Origin of the sequence: Escherichia sp. KTE159 (assembly GCF_000408805.1) — a bacterium.
GTDB lineage: Bacteria > Pseudomonadota > Gammaproteobacteria > Enterobacterales > Enterobacteriaceae > Escherichia > Escherichia marmotae.
Genome location: NZ_KE137292.1, coordinates 2,426,528 through 2,445,875, shown reverse-complemented (window position 1 = coordinate 2,445,875; position 19,348 = coordinate 2,426,528). Strand labels below are relative to the sequence as shown.

Below are 19,348 nucleotides of genomic sequence, written 5' to 3'. Positions count from 1 at the left end.
GGCGACAACAGGCAATATGAGACACAAGCGAGCGAATATTATATTCCATCACAGTCAATTACCATGAATTAAAAATTCCAGTCAGCCATTATGCGATAGATTGATGCCGGAAAAGTGATGATCTATCTGTTAGGCTATGTAGTAGCAAAAATTAATCAGGATGTATCAGTCCAGAGGGGTATGGTTTGGCAACTCACGAGCGTCGTGTGGTGTTTTTTGACTTAGATGGAACATTGCATCAACAGGATATGTTTGGCTGTTTTCTGCGCTACTTACTGCGCCGCCAGCCGCAGAATGCGCTACTTGTTCTGCCGCTGTTGCCGATCATTGTCATTGCATTATTAATCAAGGGCCGAGCGGCACGCTGGCCGATGAGCCTGCTGCTATGGGGTTGTACCTTTGGTCATAGCGAAGCGCGTATACAGGCGTTGCAGGCCGATTTTGTGCATTGGTTTCGCGACAATGTTACAGTCTTTCCGCTAGTGCAGGAACGTCTGACCAGCTATCTGTTAAGTTCCGATGCCGACATTTGGTTGATTACCGGTTCCCCTCAGCCGTTGGTCGAAGCGGTTTATTTCGATACACCCTGGTTACCACGCGTTAATCTTATCGCCAGTCAGATCCAGCGCGGCTATGGCGGCTGGGTGCTGACCATGCGCTGTCTCGGCCATGAAAAGGTCGCGCAACTGGAACGCAAAATCGGCACGCCGCTGCGACTTTACAGTGGCTATAGTGATAGTAACCAGGACAACCCGCTACTCTATTTCTGTCAGCATCGCTGGCGGGTAACGCCTCGCGGCGAACTCCAGCAACTGGAATAGAGTAACGCATAGCGTCCGTGTATAATGCGCCGCGCTTTTATAACCGGAGTTTTCTTTTTGTCTGAAGTCGAATTTAGTCACGAATACTGGATGCGTCATGCGCTGACGCTGGCGAAACGTGCCTGGGACGAGCGGGAAGTGCCGGTCGGCGCGGTATTGGTGCATAACAACCGGGTAATCGGTGAAGGCTGGAACCGACCTATTGGTCGCCATGATCCTACAGCTCATGCAGAAATCATGGCGCTGCGGCAGGGAGGGCTGGTGCTGCAAAACTATCGCCTGATCGACGCGACATTATATGTCACGCTGGAACCGTGCGTGATGTGCGCCGGAGCGATGATCCACAGCCGTATTGGTCGCGTGGTCTTTGGCGCGCGTGATGCGAAAACTGGCGCCGCCGGATCATTAATGGATGTACTTCACCACCCGGGCATGAATCATCGAGTGGAAATTACGGAAGGAATACTGGCGGATGAGTGCGCGGCGCTACTCAGCGATTTTTTCCGAATGCGCCGTCAGGAAATCAAAGCGCAGAAAAAAGCGCAATCCGCGACAGATTAATTTCGTTTCTCTTCACTTCCCTTCCTGGAAAACAGTAGAGAAGGGGAGTGCGTCAGATAATTAGATGACGACTGCGAAAGAAATGAGAGAAAGGGAAATTTTTTTTTACCCAATTCCGCTGGCGATACCGCCGGATAATCCTGAGCCAACTGCATCGCCGCTTCTGTTGCCTGCTTTTCTTTTTCTTGCAAGTAACCCACCAGGCTAATCTGGTACTTACGAATATTTTCTACATAAGCATAGGCTTCATGCCCACGTGCATAGCCGTAAGTCAGCTTGCTGTAATAGGGTTTCTGGCTAAGCAAAGGCAGACGTTGTTTAACATCGGCCCAGCTATCAGGATTACCTTTAGTTTTTGCCGTCAGGGCACGGGCATCCAGCATGTGTGCATAGCCCATATTATAGGCGGCGAGCGCAAACCAGATCCGCTCATTTTCTGGCACGCTTTCTGGCACTTTACTCATCATATTATGCAGGTAACGCGCGCCGCCGCTGATGCTTTGTTCGGCATCAGTACGGTCGGTAATGCCCAGGCTTTGCGCGGTATTTTTGGTTAACATCATCATGCCGCGCACGCCAGTCGGAGAAGTCGCCTGCGCGTCCCAGTGCGATTCCTGATAAGCTATCGCTGCCAGCAAACGCCAGTCAATTTCCTCGGCGTATTTCTCAAATAGCGGTTTTAACTGTGGCAGAACAGCATCAACGGCGCGTAAAAACGTGCGCGTATCGACATAATCAAAATCATTGCCATGCCCGAGATATTTCTCTTCAATACGCGCCAGTGTGCCGTCCTCATTCATTTCATTGAAGAAATCGAGCAGGGCAGCAGAAAGCGTATTATCGTTATCTAATTGACTAAACCAGGTCACGGGTTGTTCATCGGTAATATCCAGCGCCACGGCGAGTTCCGGGTGAACGCGCTGGAACAAGCTGATAGCGACAGAATCGGCAATGGTGTAATCCAGCTTACCTTCGATAACATCTTCCATTAACTCCGCAGACCCTTTTCTGTCGTCCACTTTCCAGCCTAATTCCGGGAACTTAGTCTCTTTCAGTTTTTGCAGATCATTAATGACAACATGCCCAGGTGCGACGGCCAACTTTTCCGCCGTCAGATTACCCAGCGTACGTGGTCGATACTGACCCACTTTATAGACCAGTTGTTGTGAAACGGAATAATAGGTTGGGCCGGGTTGATAATTTTTAACCCTTTCGCTGTTATAGACCAGCCCTGCAGCCAGCAGATCGGCATCACCGTTATCGAGATCGTCAAATAACTGGCTGATGTTCTGCCGCACGGTGACTTTCAGTTTAACGCCAAGATAGTCAGCAAACTGTTTGGCCAGTTCATAATCCAGCCCGAAGGGTTTGCCGTTGATTTCGTTCCAGGTGAGAGGTGTGTGAATAGTACTCACGCGCAACTCTCCCCGCGCTTGTATGGCGGCGATACGGTTGTCGGCTTTACCAAACCAGGGAATGGATGGCCAGAGAGCGACCGCGAGAAGCAGTGCCAGAATACCGATGAACAGATAATTAATCTTTAATTTTTTCAATTAGTTAATTCTCTGCGTCGTGCTTTTCCCTGCCTGAAAAATCGTAATAATGTAGAAAGGTTTCATCATAAATGAGCGGCATTTTGCGTAAACCCGCGCCAGTTGGCAACTTATTACAGATATTGGCGGCACGCGTTGCTAATCCACGGCGGCGATTTTATTTCCACGCAAACGGTTTCGTCAGCACGCCAGATTCTTTATAATGACGCCCGTTTCCCCCCTTTGGGTACACCGAAAGCTTAGAAGACGAGAGACTTATGATGGAAATTCTGCGTGGTTCGCCTGCACTGTCGGCATTCCGAATCAATAAACTGCTGGCACGTTTTCAGGCTGCCAGGCTCCAGGTTCACAACATTTACGCCGAGTATGTCCATTTTGCTGACCTCAATGCACCGTTAAACGATGATGAGCACGCGCAACTTGAACGCCTGCTGAAATATGGCCCGGCACTCGCCAGCCATGCCCCGCAAGGCAAACTACTGCTGGTGACCCCGCGTCCTGGCACCATCTCTCCCTGGTCTTCGAAAGCGACCGATATTGCCCATAACTGCGGGCTGCAACAGGTAAACCGTCTTGAACGTGGCGTTGCTTACTATGTTGAAGCCGGTACGCTGACTCACGAACAATGGCAGCAGATTACCGCTGAACTACACGACCGCATGATGGAAACGGTCTTTTTTGCGTTAGATGATGCAAAGCAGTTGTTTGCTCATCATCAACCGGCTCCGGTTACCAGCGTTGATTTGCTGGGACAGGGTCGTCAGGCCCTGATCGACGCTAACCTGCGTCTTGGCCTGGCATTGGCAGAAGATGAGATTGACTATCTGCAAGACGCTTTCACAAAGCTTGGTCGTAACCCGAACGACATCGAGCTTTATATGTTCGCCCAGGCGAACTCTGAGCACTGCCGTCACAAGATTTTTAACGCCGACTGGATTATCGACGGTGAACAACAGCCAAAATCGCTGTTCAAGATGATTAAAAACACCTTCGAAACCACACCAGATCACGTTCTCTCTGCATATAAAGATAACGCTGCCGTGATGGAAGGTTCCGAAGTAGGCCGCTATTTTGCCGACCATGAAACGGGGCGCTACGATTATCATCAGGAACCGGCTCACATCCTGATGAAAGTGGAAACCCACAACCACCCGACGGCAATTTCTCCGTGGCCGGGTGCGGCGACCGGTTCCGGTGGTGAAATCCGTGATGAAGGCGCAACCGGACGCGGCGCGAAGCCGAAAGCCGGCCTGGTTGGATTCTCCGTTTCCAACCTGCGTATTCCAGGCTTTGAACAGCCGTGGGAAGAAGATTTTGGTAAACCGGAACGTATTGTTACCGCACTGGACATTATGACCGAAGGCCCGCTGGGCGGCGCGGCGTTTAACAACGAATTTGGCCGTCCGGCACTGAACGGTTACTTCCGTACTTATGAAGAAAAAGTGAACAGCCACAATGGCGAAGAGCTGCGTGGTTATCACAAGCCGATCATGCTGGCGGGCGGGATCGGCAACATCCGCGCCGATCATGTGCAGAAAGGCGAAATCAACGTTGGTGCTAAGCTCGTCGTCCTCGGTGGTCCGGCAATGAACATCGGTCTTGGCGGCGGAGCAGCGTCTTCTATGGCTTCCGGTCAGTCTGATGCCGACCTCGATTTCGCTTCTGTACAGCGCGACAACCCCGAAATGGAACGTCGTTGCCAGGAAGTGATCGACCGCTGCTGGCAGTTGGGCGATGCAAACCCAATCCTGTTTATCCATGACGTTGGTGCAGGTGGTCTTTCTAACGCTATGCCGGAACTGGTGAGTGACGGCGGGCGTGGCGGTAAATTCGAATTGCGCGATATTCTTAGCGACGAACCGGGGATGAGTCCGCTGGAAATCTGGTGTAACGAATCCCAGGAACGCTACGTGCTGGCTGTTGCCGCCGATCAGTTGCCGTTGTTTGACGAACTGTGTAAGCGTGAACGCGCGCCATATGCGGTGATTGGTGAAGCAACCGAAGAACTGCATCTTTCTCTGCACGATAGTCATTTTGATAATCAGCCGATCGATCTGCCGCTGGACGTGTTGCTTGGTAAAACGCCGAAGATGACCCGCGATGTACAAACGCTGAAAGCGAAAGGCGACGCGCTGGTTCGTGAAGGGATTACTATTGCTGACGCGGTGAAACGCGTGCTGCATCTGCCGACCGTGGCAGAGAAAACCTTCCTCGTTACCATTGGCGACCGTAGCGTAACCGGCATGGTGGCGCGCGATCAGATGATCGGTCCGTGGCAAGTACCGGTAGCTAACTGTGCGGTTACTACCGCCAGCCTCGACAGCTACTACGGTGAAGCAATGGCAATTGGTGAACGTGCGCCGGTTGCGCTGCTGGATTTTGCCGCCTCTGCTCGTCTGGCGGTCGGTGAAGCGTTAACCAACATTGCTGCTACGCAGATTGGCGATATTAAACGCATCAAACTTTCCGCCAACTGGATGGCGGCGGCAGGTCACCCTGGTGAAGATGCGGGCCTGTATGAAGCAGTGAAAGCGGTGGGCGAAGAACTTTGTCCGGCGCTCGGCCTGACGATCCCGGTCGGTAAAGACTCTATGTCGATGAAAACCCGCTGGCAGGAAGGTAATGAAGAGCGCGAAATGACCTCCCCGCTGTCGCTGGTAATCTCTGCATTTGCCCGTGTGGAAGATGTGCGTCACACCATTACGCCGCAGCTTTCTACCGAAGATAACGCACTGCTGCTGATTGACCTCGGCAAAGGCAATAACGCGCTGGGCGCAACGGCGCTGGCGCAGGTATATCGTCAGCTTGGCGATATACCGGCAGATGTGCGCGATGTTGCTCAACTGAAAGGTTTCTACGACGCCATTCAGGCGCTGGTCGCCCAACGTAAGCTGCTCGCCTACCACGATCGTTCTGACGGTGGCCTGTTGGTGACGCTGGCGGAAATGGCGTTTGCCGGTCATTGCGGCATTGAAGCAGATATCGCAACTCTGGGTGAAGATCGCCTGGCCGCGTTGTTTAACGAAGAGCTGGGGGCGGTGATTCAGGTACGCGCTGCAGACCGTGAAGCCGTAGAAGGCGTACTGGCACAGCACGGACTTGCTGATTGTGTCCATTATGTCGGTCAGGCTGTTTCTGGTGACCGTTTTGTGATTACGGCCAACGGGCAGGCTGTATTCAGCGAAAGTCGCACCACGTTGCGTGTCTGGTGGGCAGAAACCACCTGGCAGATGCAGCGTCTGCGTGACAATCCGGAGTGTGCCGATCAGGAACACCAGGCGAAATCTAACGATGCCGATCCGGGTCTGAATGTGAAATTGTCGTTCGATATCAACGAAGATGTGGCGGCACCGTTTATTGCCACTGGCGCGCGCCCGAAAGTTGCTGTGCTGCGTGAGCAGGGTGTGAACTCGCATGTTGAAATGGCGGCAGCGTTCCACCGTGCGGGCTTCGATGCTATCGACGTGCATATGAGCGACCTGCTGGCTGGACGCACTGGCCTGGAGGATTTCCACGCCCTGGTCGCGTGCGGTGGTTTCTCCTACGGTGACGTGCTGGGCGCAGGTGAAGGTTGGGCGAAGTCTATCCTGTTCAACGACCGTGTGCGCGATGAGTTTGCAACCTTCTTCCATCGTCCGCAAACGCTGGCGCTGGGGGTATGTAACGGTTGCCAGATGATGTCTAATCTGCGTGAATTGATCCCTGGTAGCGACCTGTGGCCACGTTTTGTGCGTAACACCTCCGATCGCTTTGAAGCGCGTTTCAGCCTGGTTGAAGTGACCCAAAGCCCGTCGCTGCTGTTGCAGGGGATGGTGGGTTCACAGATGCCGATAGCTGTTTCTCACGGTGAAGGGCGCGTGGAAGTGCGTGACGCTGCGCATCTGGCGGCACTGGAAAGCAAAGGGCTGGTGGCGCTGCGCTATGTTGATAACTTTGGTAAAGTCACTGAAACTTACCCGGCTAACCCTAACGGTTCCCCGAACGGCATTACGGCGGTCACGACTGAAAGCGGTCGTGTCACCATCATGATGCCGCACCCGGAACGTGTTTTCCGCACTGTCAGCAACTCCTGGCACCCGGAAAACTGGGGTGAGGATAGCCCGTGGATGCGTATTTTCCGCAATGCGCGTAAGCAGTTGGGGTAAGACTGCGGGTATTTTACGCAACGCATTGGTTTTACAGGCCGGATAAGGCGTTTACGCCGCATCCGGCATTAAACACCAACCACTATCATATGCTCCCAACTCCGGGAGCTTTTTTGTGTCTGTAAATCACGACAATAGGTGGTTTACCGTGTCGCTCATTGGCGACATTTAACCTATTGATTTTATTTAAGACTAATAATTTTATCTTTGACCGTCTCTTTTAGGCGACACAACGGCTGATTTATAGTCAAATCGTGAAGCACTCATAAACCTATCAAAACAACGTACAATCAGTACGTTATCAAACTATTTTGTTTATTGGCACAGTTAATGCATAATAGTAACCAGTGGCTCATTCACCCACTTATGTCAGCCCCTTCGGGACGTGCTACATAAAAACCGAATGACGCACAACAAGGTGCCTGCCGTCCAACTTCTGATATCAGCGTAGCTATATCAACCATCGGGCGAAACGTCGAGTTAGGCACCGCCTTATTCCACAACAAAGCCGGGTAATTCCCGGCTTTGTTGTATCTGAACAGCCCCTCGGTTAGCATCACGTTATTCGCGTCTGACGAGAGTAATGCCTTGAAACGCTGGCCCGTTTTTCCCCATTCATTACGACAACTGGTAACGCTGGCATTCCTGCTGATCCTGCTGCCCTTGTTAGTGTTGGCATGGCAAGCCTGGCAAAGCCTGAATGTACTTAGCGATCAGGCGGCGCTGGTCAACCGCACGACGCTTATCGATGCCCGGCGCAGTGAAGCGATGACCAACGCGGCGCTGGAGATGGAGCGTAGCTACCGTCAGTATTGCGTGTTGGACGATCCCACCCTGGCGAAGGTCTACCAAAGCCAGCGCAAGCGTTACAGCGAAATGCTCGACGCCCACGCAGGCGTGCTGCCGGACGATAAACTCTACCAGGCATTGCGTCAGGATTTGAACAATCTCGCCCAACTTCAGTGCAACAACAGCGGCCCCGATGCCGCCGCTGCTGCGCGTCTGGAAGCCTTCGCCAACGCGAATACTGAAATGGTACAGGCCACGCGCACCGTGGTGTTCTCTCGTGGGCAGCAACTGCAACGAGAAATTGCCGAACGTGGGCAATATTTCGGCTGGCAATCGCTGGTACTGTTTTTGGTAAGCCTGGTAATGGTGCTGCTTTTCACACGGATGATTATCGGTCCGGTAAAAAATATTGAACGGATGATCAACCGATTGGGGGAAGGGCGTTCTCTGGGGAATAGCGTTTCGTTCAGCGGCCCTCGTGAATTACGTTCGGTCGGGCAACGAATTATCTGGTTAAGCGAGCGCCTGTCATGGCTGGAATCTCAACGCCATCAGTTTTTAAGACATCTATCTCATGAATTAAAAACGCCGCTGGCGAGTATGCGCGAAGGTACTGAATTACTTGCTGATCAGGTTGTTGGGCCGCTCACGGCAGAGCAGAAAGAGGTGGTGAGCATTCTCGATAACAGCAGTCGCAATCTGCAAAAGCTGATCGAACAACTGCTTGATTACAACCGTAAACAGGCGGACGGCGCGGTGGCACTGGAGAACGTCGAGCTTGCACCACTGGTGGAGATGGTAGTTTCCGCTCACAGCTTGCCTGCACGGGCTAAAATGATGCATACCGACGTCGATCTGCAGGCAACAGTTTGCCAGGCAGAGCCAATGTTGTTGATGAGCGTGCTGGATAATCTTTACTCCAATGCGGTGCACTACGGGGCTGAATCCGGTAACATTTGCCTTCACAGCAGCTTACATGGTGCGCGGGTTTACATTGATGTCATCAATACAGGTACGCCCATTCCGCAAGAGGAACGCGCCATGATCTTCGAACCCTTTTTTCAGGGAAGTCACCAGCGAAAAGGGGCGGTGAAGGGCAGCGGTCTGGGATTAAGCATTGCCAGGGATTGTATTCGCCGTATGCAAGGGGAACTGTATCTGGTCGATGAGAGCGGGCAAGACGTTTGTTTCCGTATTGAATTGCCTGCGTCAAAAAACACGAAATAATGCTAAGAGCCTATCCCATTAGGCTATTTTATTTGCCAGTTTGGCCCCGGGCAGTGCTCGAAATCCTCACGTACTACGTGTACGCTCCGGTTTCTCCGCGCTGTCCATGTCCAAACTTCCTGCAACAATTACGCCCACTGGGAAAGGCTCTAAGTCTGGTGAATATGCGACACATTTTTCAACAAATTTTGCCCCGGCGGCTATGGCTGGCGGGGTTGCCTTGTCTGGCATTGCTGGGCTGTGTGCAGAGTTACAATAAACCAGCTCTTAATACGCCAGCAGAAGAAAAAATTCCGGTTTATCAACTGGCTGATTATCTTCCTACTGAATGTAGTGACATCTGGGCGCTGCAAGGGAAATCAACCGAAACTAACCCGCTTTACTGGCTACGGGCGATGGATTGTGCCAACCGCTTAATGCCAGCGCAATCGCGTCAGGAAGCCCGCAAGTATGGCGACGGTAGCTGGCAAAATACCTTTAAACAGGGAATTTTGCTGGCCGACGCTAAAATTACGCCTTTTGAACGCCGCCAGTTAGTTGCGCGCATTGACGCGTTAAGTACCGAGATCCCGGCGCAGGTTCGCCCGCTGTATCAGCTCTGGCGCGATGGTCAGGCGTTACAATTGCAACTGGCGGAAGAGCGTCAACGCTACAGTAAACTCCAGCAGTCCAGCGATAGCGAGCTGGATGCTTTGCGCCAGCAACATCACGTTCTACAGCAGCAACTGGAGCTTACCACCCGTAAACTGGAAAATCTGACCGATATTGAACGTCAGCTCTCGACCCGTAAACCTGCCGGAAATTTCGCGCCGGACGCGACGCACGAGAGTGAAAAGCCCGCGCCATCTACCAATGAGGTCACCCCTGATGAGCCATAAACCTGCGCATTTATTATTGGTCGATGATGATCCCGGATTGTTGAAATTACTTGGTCTGCGCCTGACCAGCGAAGGCTACAGCGTGGTCACGGCGGAAAGTGGCGCTGAAGGGTTGCGGGTACTGAATCGCGAAAAAATAGATTTAGTCATCAGCGACCTGCGGATGGATGAAATGGACGGTATGCAACTGTTTGCCGAAATCCAGAAAGTGCAGCCGGGGATGCCGGTTATCATCCTCACCGCGCATGGTTCCATTCCCGATGCCGTTTCCGCGACACAGCAAGGCGTGTTTAGTTTCCTCACCAAACCCGTCGATAAAGACGCGTTGTATCAGGCAATTGACGATGCGCTGGAGCAATCCGCGCCAGCCACCGACGGACGCTGGAGCGAGGCTATTGTCACCCGCAGTCCGCTGATGCTGCGTTTGCTGGAACAGGCGAGGCTGGTAGCGCAGTCTGACGTTAGTGTGCTGATTAACGGCCAGAGCGGCACGGGGAAAGAGATTTTCGCCCAGGCGATCCACAACGCCAGCCCACGCAACAACAAACCGTTTATTGCCATTAACTGTGGCGCATTGCCTGAACAGTTGCTGGAGTCAGAACTGTTTGGTCATGCACGCGGCGCGTTTACTGGTGCCGTCAGCAATCGCGAAGGTTTATTCCAGGCGGCGGAAGGCGGTACGCTGTTTCTCGATGAGATTGGCGATATGCCCGCGCCGTTACAGGTAAAATTGCTGCGCGTGTTGCAGGAGCGCAAAGTCCGTCCGCTGGGCAGCAACCGCGATATTGATATCGACGTGCGGATTATTTCCGCCACTCATCGCGACCTGCCAAAAGCGATGGCGCGAGGTGAGTTCCGCGAAGATCTCTATTACCGCCTCAATGTTGTTAGTCTGAAGATCCCCGCACTGGCGGAGCGCACGGAAGATATTCCGTTGTTAGCAAACCATTTATTGCGTCAGGCGGCAGAGCGACATAAACCGTTTGTCCGTGCGTTCTCCACCGATGCGATGAAGCGCCTGATGACCGCCACCTGGCCGGGCAATGTGCGCCAGTTGGTGAATGTGATTGAACAGTGCGTGGCGCTGACGTCATCTCCGGTGATTAGTGATGCGCTGGTGGAGCAGGCGCTGGAAGGAGAAAACACGGCGCTACCTACCTTTGTTGAGGCGCGTAATCAGTTTGAACTCAACTACTTGCGCAAGCTGCTGCAAATCACCAAAGGCAATGTCACCCACGCGGCGAGAATGGCGGGGCGCAACCGGACAGAATTTTATAAACTGCTTTCCCGACACGAACTGGATGCAAACGATTTCAAGGAATGAATTGGCGTAATGTGTTACGTTTAGCAGATCAAAAGACAGGCGACCTTTTCAAGGAATAGCATGAAAAAGATTGATGCGATTATTAAACCCTTCAAGCTGGACGATGTCCGCGAAGCACTGGCTGAAGTCGGCATTACCGGTATGACGGTAACCGAAGTGAAAGGTTTTGGCCGCCAGAAAGGCCATACCGAGCTGTATCGCGGCGCGGAGTATATGGTGGATTTTCTGCCGAAGGTGAAAATTGAGATCGTCGTACCCGACGACATTGTGGATACCTGTGTAGACACCATTATTCGCACAGCGCAAACCGGTAAAATTGGTGACGGTAAAATCTTCGTCTTTGACGTGGCACGGGTCATTCGTATCCGTACCGGTGAAGAGGACGACGCGGCAATTTAAACCGCGTCGGGGTTGCCGGATGTCTCCATCCGGCAATATCAAATCACAGCACCTTATGTGGGCCAAAGCATTCGTAATGAATGTTTTCCTGCTTCACGCCCAGATCCACTAACTGTTTTGCGGCAAACTGCATGAAGCCAACCGGGCCGCAGAGATAGAACTGCATTGCCGGATTGCTGAACGCACCTTCGAGTTTGCTCAGATCCATCAGACCTTCGCTATCAAACTGACCTTTCGCGCGATCGGCTTCACTCGGCTGACGATACCAGGTATGCGCGGTAAAGCGCGGCAGCGATTGCCCCAGTTCCTTAACTTCATCGGCAAAGGCGTGAACATCGCCATTTTCTGCAGCATGGAACCAGTTCACCTGGGCGCTATGGCCTGTTTTTGCCAACGTGTCGAGCATCGCCAGCATTGGCGTCTGACCGACACCCGCAGAGATTAAGGTCACTGGCGTGTCATTCGCTACATCCATAAAGAAATCACCAGCCGGAGCCACCAGCTTCACGACATCGCCAACGTTAGCGTGATTGTGCAGCCAGTTGGATACCTGTCCGCCATCTTCGCGTTTCACTGCAATACGATAGCCTTTGCCATCCGGTTTACGGGTCAAAGAGTACTGACGAATTTCCTGATGCGGGAAACCTTCCGGCTTCAGCCAAATGCCGAGATATTGTCCCGGACGGTATTCTGCCACTGCGCCACCGTCGACCGGTTCCAGTTCGAAACTGGTGATCAATGCGCTGCGTGGTGTTTTAGCCACAATGCGGAAATCGCGCGTACCTTCCCAGCCACCGGCTTTGCTGGCGTTTTCGTTATAAATTTCTGCTTCGCGATTGATAAACACATTTGCCAGTACGCCATACGCTTTGCCCCATGCGTCCAGCACTTCCTGACCCGGGCTGAACATTTCGTCGAGGGTGGCCAGCAGGTGTTCGCCTACGATGTTGTACTGCTCCGGTTTGATCTGGAAGCTGGTGTGTTTCTGCGCGATTTTCTCCACTGCCGGCAGCAGCGCAGGCAGGTTTTCAATATTACTGGCGTAGGCGGCAATGGCGTTAAACAGGGCTTCACGTTGATCGCCATTACGCTGGTTACTCATATTGAAAATGTCTTTGAGTTCTGGGTTATGAGTAAACATACGGTCGTAGAAATGGGCGGTTAATTTCGGCCCTGTTTCCACCAGCAAAGGGATAGTGGCTTTTACTGTAGCGATGGTTTGAGCGTCAAGCATAGAGTCTTCCTTTTTTTTGCATCTTAATTGATGTATCTCAAATGCATCTTATAAAAAATAACCCTGTCCTGTAAATGGTTCCTTGGTGTTTTTCATTAGGAATGTGATGAAGTGAAAAATTTGCATCACAAACCTGAAAAGAAATCCGTTTCCGGGAGTAAGTCCTTTATTCACCAAATCCTTGACGTGCTTGAAGGTAATCGTTTGCGTAAATTCCTTTGTCAAGACCTGTTATCGCAGAATGATTCGGTTATACTGTTCGCCGTTGTCCATCAGGACCGCCAAAATTAGGCGAAAAAATTTTATTGTTAGCTGAGTCAGGAGATGCGGATGTTAAAGCGTGAAATGAACATTGCCGATTATGATGCCGAACTGTGGCAGGCTATGGAGCAGGAAAAAGTACGTCAGGAAGAGCACATCGAACTGATCGCCTCCGAAAACTACACCAGCCCGCGCGTAATGCAAGCACAGGGCTCTCAGCTAACCAACAAATATGCTGAAGGTTATCCGGGTAAACGTTACTACGGCGGTTGCGAGTATGTTGATATCGTCGAACAACTGGCGATCGATCGCGCGAAAGAGCTGTTCGGCGCTGACTACGCTAACGTTCAGCCGCACTCCGGTTCCCAGGCTAACTTTGCGGTCTACACCGCGCTGCTGGAACCAGGCGATACCGTTCTGGGTATGAACCTGGCACACGGCGGTCACCTGACTCACGGTTCTCCGGTTAACTTCTCCGGTAAACTGTACAACATCGTTCCTTACGGTATCGATGCAACAGGTCATATCGACTACGCAGATCTGGAAAAACAAGCGAAAGAACACAAACCGAAAATGATCATCGGCGGCTTCTCAGCATATTCCGGCGTGGTTGACTGGGCGAAAATGCGTGAAATCGCTGACAGCATCGGTGCTTACTTGTTCGTTGATATGGCGCACGTTGCGGGCCTGGTTGCTGCTGGCGTCTATCCGAACCCGGTTCCTCATGCTCACGTTGTCACTACTACCACTCACAAAACCCTGGCGGGTCCGCGCGGCGGCCTGATCCTGGCGAAAGGTGGTAGCGAAGATCTGTACAAAAAACTGAACTCTGCTGTCTTCCCGGGTGGGCAGGGCGGTCCGCTGATGCACGTAATCGCCGGTAAAGCAGTAGCGCTGAAAGAAGCGATGGAGCCGGAGTTCAAAACTTACCAGCAGCAGGTCGCGAAAAACGCCAAAGCGATGGTAGAAGTGTTCCTCGAGCGCGGCTACAAAGTGGTTTCCGGCGGTACTGATAACCACCTGTTCCTGGTTGATCTGGTTGATAAAAACCTGACCGGTAAAGAAGCTGACGCCGCTCTGGGCCGTGCTAACATCACCGTGAACAAAAACAGTGTACCGAACGATCCGAAGAGCCCGTTTGTGACCTCCGGTATTCGTGTGGGTACTCCGGCGATTACCCGTCGCGGCTTTAAAGAAGCAGAAGCGAAAGAACTGGCTGGCTGGATGTGTGACGTGCTGGACAGCATCAATGATGAAGCGGTTATCGAGCGCATCAAAGGTAAAGTTCTCGACATCTGCGCTCGCTACCCGGTTTACGCATAAGCGAAACGGTGGTTTGCTGACAATGTGCTCGTTGTTCATGCCGGATGCGGCATGAACGCCTTATCCGGCCTACAAAACTTTGCAAATTCAATACATTGCAATATCCGTGTAGGCCTGATAAGCGTAGCGCATCAGGCAATCTTACGTTTGTGATCATCGCGAGGCTTCCTTCGGGAAGCCTTGTTACGTTATCGCGGCATTAAATTTGCCGTAACTGCGCTTCAACATACAAATAGCCAATCCCCAGCACCTGTTGCGCGCGGCTTAATTGCCCGAAGCCAATTTGCGTCGCTTTCACGCCAGGCCCTTCATCGCGGTCGAACGGATTAAACCCTGTCTGGCGAATAATGGTATTAAGCCAGTTCTCGCCAAAGGCGCAGCTACGACCATACAGCCAAATCTGATTAATATTGAGGATGTTGAGGAAGTTATACAGACTTAAACCAATGGCGTTAGCACTGCGGTCAACCCAACTGGTGACCCACGGTTCTCCACTTTGCCAGGCAGCGATTAATTGCGCGGTAGTCAGTTTTTCGGGATCAAGTTGAGTATTGTCCGGCTGTGATTTTAGCCATACCCGCGCCTGCTTTTTTAATGCGCTTAACGAGGCGACGGTTTCCAGGCAGCCGTAACGTCCACAATCACAGGCGACGCCATCGGGGTTAACGATGGTGTGACCAATCTGTCCGCTGCCATACAAACTGCCGCGATAAATTTGCTCGTTAATCACGAACGACGAGCCAATGCCGTAATCAACGTTGATCACGCAGAAATCACGCCCCTGCGAATTTTTTTGCCATTTCTCCGCCAGCGCCAGCATCACGCAGTCATTATCGACCATTACCCGAATGCCGAGCTTTTCTTCCAGCAGATATTTCACCTCAACCGGCGCTGTCCACGGCGCTTGCGGCATGGTTTGTGATACGCCGGTGACCGGATCAACCTGGCCGTGAATTGCCAGCGCCAGATTGATAGTGCGCTCTGGCCACAGTTTGCGATGGCGATGCCAGCATTTTTCGATCTCCGCCAATAGCGCCTGCGGTGTCGGAGCGTCAATCTGAAAGCGTTCAAATTCACCTTTCGGACTTAAACAGGCATTAGCGACCTGACACTCAATGCTGGTGGGCGTAACGTTCAGACACAGCGTCCAGGCACCCTCCGGTGCAATGAGCCATGTGCCGCTGCTATGCCCGCGCGTCTGGCTTTCATCGTCGATATTCACCACCCGCTTTTCGTTTTCCAGCTCCTGCAAAATATTACTGACTGCCGGAATCGAAATTTGCGCCAGTCGGGCCAGCGTCGATTTATTGGCACGTTTTTGCCGGTACAGCAGTTCCAGAATCACGCATTTGTTATGGTGGCGGATCTGTTGATTGTTAATGCAGGCTCTCATCTTCACTAAACCTTGTTTAGTTAATTGCGTGATTATTCCGCGAAAACATTGCCAGATTGTTCAATACACTGCCACAAATCTTTTAATTCAGTATGTCTTGTTAATATTGAGGGCACCATGACTCCAGTAAAAGTGTGGCAAGAGCGCGTTGAGATCCCGACCTATGAAACCGGGCCGCAGGATATACATCCCATGTTTCTGGAAAATCGCGTTTATCAGGGATCGTCCGGCGCGGTTTATCCCTATGGCGTGACGGATACGCTGAGCGAGCAGAAAACCCTGAAATCGTGGCAGGCGGTATGGCTGGAAAACGACTACATCAAAGTGATGATCCTGCCGGAACTGGGCGGTCGTGTGCATCGCGCGTGGGATAAAGTAAAACAGCGCGATTTTGTCTATCACAATGAGGTGATAAAACCGGCGCTGGTAGGGCTGCTGGGGCCGTGGATCTCGGGCGGGATTGAGTTTAACTGGCCGCAACACCATCGCCCGACCACCTTTATGCCCGTTGATTTCGCCATCGAAGCACATGAAGATGGCGCACAGACTGTATGGGTTGGCGAAACGGAGCCGATGCACGGTTTACAGGTGATGACCGGTTTCACGCTGCGCCCTGACCGTGCCGCACTGGAAATCGCCAGCCGCGTCTATAACGGCAATGCTACGCCGCGTCATTTTTTGTGGTGGGCCAATCCGGCGGTGAAAGGTGGTGAAGGGCATCAGAGTGTTTTCCCACCGGATGTGACTGCGGTATTCGATCATGGCAAACGGGCCGTTTCAGCTTTCCCCATTGCCACCGGAACCTATTACAAAGTGGACTACTCCGCCGGAGTGGACATTTCTCGTTATAAAAATGTACCCGTTCCAACATCATATATGGCCGAAAAATCACAGTACGATTTTGTTGGCGCGTGGTGTCACGATGAAGATGGCGGTTTGCTTCACGTTGCCAACCACCATATTGCACCAGGTAAAAAACAGTGGAGCTGGGGACACAGTGAATTTGGTCAGGCGTGGGATAAGAGCCTGACCGACAATAACGGCCCGTATATCGAACTGATGACTGGCATTTTTGCTGACAACCAGCCCGATTTTACCTGGCTTGATGCTTACGAAGAGAAGCGTTTCGAGCAGTATTTCCTGCCTTATCATTCTCTGGGCATGGTGCAAAACGCCTCCCGCGACGCGGTGATTAAATTAGAGCGTAGCGAGCGGGGGATTGAGTGGGGGCTGTATGCCATCTCCCCGTTGAGTGGATATCGTCTGGCGATCCGCGAAATCGGCAAATGCAACGTGTTACTTGACGATGCCGTAGCCCTGACACCAGCGACCGCCATCCAGGGCGTGTTACACGGTATTGATCCGGGCAGATTGACTATCGAACTTTCCGATGCTGACGGCAATATTGTACTGAGTTATCAGGAACATCAGCCGCAAGAACTACCGTTGCCGGACGTTGCTAAAGCGCCACTGGCAGCACAAGACATTACCAGTACAGATGAAGCCTGGTTTGTCGGTCAGCATCTGGAGCAATACCATCACGCCAGCCGTTCGCCGTTCGATTACTACCTGCGCGGCGTGGCGTTGGATCCGCTCGATTATCGCTGCAACCTGGCGCTGGCGATGCTGGAATATAACCGCGCAGATTTCCCGCAAGCGGTGGCATATGCCAGTCAGGCGCTAAAACGCGCACATGCGCTGAATAAAAACCCGCAGTGCGGACAGGCAAGTTTGATTCGCGCCAGTGCTTACGAACGTCAGGGGCAATATCAACAAGCCGAAGAGGATTTCTGGCGTGCAGTCTGGAGCGGCAACAGTAAAGCGGGCGGCTATTACGGTCTGGCACGACTGGCGGCGCGTAATGGCAACTTCGAGGCAGGGCTGGATTTTTGCCAACAAAGCCTGCGCGCCTGCCCAACTAATCAGGAAGTGCTTTGCCTGCATAATCTGCTGCTGGTATTAAGTGGCCGTCAGGATAATGCGCGTTTACAGCGCGAGAAACTGCTGCGCGATTATCCGCTGAACGCCACCCTGTGGTGGTTGAACTGGTTCGATGGTCGTTCTGAATCTGCCTTCACGCAGTGGCGAGGTCTGTGTCAGGGGCGCGACGTGAACGCCCTGATGACTGCCGGGCAGTTGATTAACTGGGGAATGCCCGCCCTGGCGGCAGAGATGCTGAACGCACTGGACTGCCAACGCACGTTGCCGCTTTATCTGCAAGCGAGCTTATTGCCGAAAGCTGATCGTGGCGAACTGGTGACAAAAGCCATTGATGTCTTTCCGCAGTTTGTCCGTTTCCCGAATACGCTGGAGGAAGTGGCGGCACTGGAGAGCATTGAAGAGTGTTGGTTCGCCCGTCATTTACTGGCCTGCTTCTACTACAACAAGCGTTGCTACGACAAAGCCATTGCCTTATGGCAGCGTTGCGTAGAGATGTCGCCGGAGTTTGCCGACGGCTGGCGCGGGTTGGCGATTCATGCGTGGAATAAGCAGCACGATGATGAACTGGCCGCGCGTTATCTTGATAATGCTTATCAGCTTGCGCCACAGGATGCACGTCTGCTTTTCGAACGCGATTTGCTGGATAAGTTAACCGGATCTTCGCCGGAGAAACGACTGGCGCGTCTGGAAAATAATCTGGAAATTGCCCTGAAACGCGACGACATGACCGCAGAACTGCTCAATTTGTGGCATCTCACCGGTCAGGCAGACAAAGCGGCGGACATTCTCGCCACGCGCAAATTCCATCCGTGGGAAGGCGGGGAAGGGAAAGTTACCTGCCAGTTTATCCTCAACCAGTTGTTACGCGCCTGGCAACACCTTGATGCCAGACAGCCGCAGCAGGCAAGCGAACTGCTTCATGCCGCGTTGCATTATCCGGAGAATTTAAGCGAAGGTCGTTTACCTGGGCAGACTGATAACGACATCTGGTTCTGGCAGGCAGTATGCGCGAAAACGCAGGGCGATGAAGCTGAGGCGACGCGCTGCTTACGAATGGCGGCGACCGGCGATCGCACCATTAACATCCACAGTTATTACAACGATCAGCCGGTCGATTATCTCTTCTGGCAAGGGATGGCACTGCGATTGCTGGGCGAACAACAAACGGCACAGCAACTGTTCAGTGAAATGAAACAGTGGGCGCAACAGATGGCGAAAACCAGTATCGAAGCGGATTTCTTTGCTGTTTCACAACCGGACTTGTTGTCGCTGTATGGCGATTTACAACAGCAGCATAAAGAAAAATGCCTGATGGTGTCGATGCTGGCGGCTGCGGGATTAGGGGAGATTGCGCAATATGAATCTGTGCGCGCTGAACTGACGGCGATTAATCCGGCCTGGCCGAAAGCGGCATTATTCACCACCGTGATGCCTTTTATTTTTAACTACGTTCACTAAACCCTATTAACTGTAATATTTGAGCGGTATGCGCTGCCGCT

General features: G+C 52.4%; 12 protein-coding genes. 9 read left to right on the top strand and 3 right to left on the bottom strand.

Translation table 11 applies throughout. The annotated features are described in order from the left end of the window. Positions 1–185 precede the first annotated feature (185 nt). Both yfhb and tadA read left to right on the top strand, forming a co-directional pair. Positions 186–821: a phosphatidylglycerophosphatase C gene (yfhb, locus tag A31E_RS10050; protein ID WP_000190640.1), complete on the top strand. Its 636-nt coding sequence runs from the start codon at positions 186–188 to the stop codon at positions 819–821. Positions 822–878: 57 nt separating this feature from the next. Further along, positions 879–1,382 (top strand): tRNA adenosine(34) deaminase TadA, encoded by a 504-nt coding sequence (gene tadA / locus A31E_RS10055; RefSeq protein WP_001516895.1) that lies wholly within the window; start codon positions 879–881, stop codon positions 1,380–1,382. Here tadA and mltF read toward each other — a convergent pair. Next, positions 1,379–2,935 carry a membrane-bound lytic murein transglycosylase MltF gene (mltF, locus tag A31E_RS10060; RefSeq protein WP_016249083.1) on the bottom strand — a complete coding sequence of 519 codons (1,557 nt, stop codon included), beginning with the start codon at positions 2,933–2,935 and terminating at the stop codon, positions 1,379–1,381. The two genes, tadA and mltF, sit on opposite strands and share 4 nt — an antisense overlap. Before the next feature lie 257 nt (positions 2,936–3,192). Here mltF and purL point away from each other — a divergent pair, with 257 nt between their 5' ends. From purL to glnB, 5 genes are all read left to right on the top strand, one after another. Continuing rightward, positions 3,193–7,080, top strand: a complete 3,888-nt coding sequence (purL, locus tag A31E_RS10065) for a phosphoribosylformylglycinamidine synthase (RefSeq protein ID WP_016249082.1) — start codon at positions 3,193–3,195, stop codon at positions 7,078–7,080. 588 nt (positions 7,081–7,668) lie between these two features. Continuing rightward, entirely contained in the window at positions 7,669–9,096 is a 1,428-nt protein-coding gene (gene qseE, locus A31E_RS10070; RefSeq protein WP_001516892.1) for a two component system sensor histidine kinase QseE/GlrK, read from the top strand. 164 nt (positions 9,097–9,260) lie between these two features. Then, entirely contained in the window at positions 9,261–9,974 is a 714-nt protein-coding gene (gene qseG, locus A31E_RS10075) for a two-component system QseEF-associated lipoprotein QseG (RefSeq protein WP_001215851.1), read from the top strand. Continuing rightward, positions 9,964–11,298 (top strand): two-component system response regulator GlrR, encoded by a 1,335-nt coding sequence (gene glrR / locus A31E_RS10080; protein ID WP_001516890.1) that lies wholly within the window; start codon positions 9,964–9,966, stop codon positions 11,296–11,298. Before qseG ends, glrR begins: the two co-directional genes overlap by 11 nt. Before the next feature lie 60 nt (positions 11,299–11,358). After that, on the top strand, positions 11,359–11,697 hold the full coding sequence (gene glnB, locus A31E_RS10085) for a nitrogen regulatory protein P-II (RefSeq protein WP_000717694.1): 339 nt from the start codon (positions 11,359–11,361) through the stop codon (positions 11,695–11,697). A gap of 43 nt (positions 11,698–11,740) precedes the next feature. Here the strand turns inward: glnB and hmpA are convergent, their stop codons facing one another. Continuing rightward, the gene (hmpA, locus tag A31E_RS10090; RefSeq protein ID WP_000883084.1) at positions 11,741–12,931 is read right to left on the bottom strand and encodes an NO-inducible flavohemoprotein; all 1,191 of its coding nucleotides are present in this window, start codon (positions 12,929–12,931) and stop codon (positions 11,741–11,743) included. 330 nt (positions 12,932–13,261) lie between these two features. On the opposite strand from hmpA, the gene glyA reads away from it, so the two are divergent. Beyond that, the gene (glyA, locus tag A31E_RS10095; protein WP_000919150.1) at positions 13,262–14,515 is read left to right on the top strand and encodes a serine hydroxymethyltransferase; all 1,254 of its coding nucleotides are present in this window, start codon (positions 13,262–13,264) and stop codon (positions 14,513–14,515) included. Between the two features lie 199 nt (positions 14,516–14,714). Here glyA and A31E_RS10100 read toward each other — a convergent pair whose 3' ends face one another. Further along, positions 14,715–15,908 (bottom strand): ROK family protein, encoded by a 1,194-nt coding sequence (locus tag A31E_RS10100; RefSeq protein ID WP_001516887.1) that lies wholly within the window; start codon positions 15,906–15,908, stop codon positions 14,715–14,717. A gap of 117 nt (positions 15,909–16,025) precedes the next feature. Here A31E_RS10100 and A31E_RS10105 point away from each other — a divergent pair, with 117 nt between their 5' ends. Continuing rightward, entirely contained in the window at positions 16,026–19,307 is a 3,282-nt protein-coding gene (locus A31E_RS10105; protein WP_016249079.1) for a DUF5107 domain-containing protein, read from the top strand. Positions 19,308–19,348 lie beyond the last annotated feature (41 nt).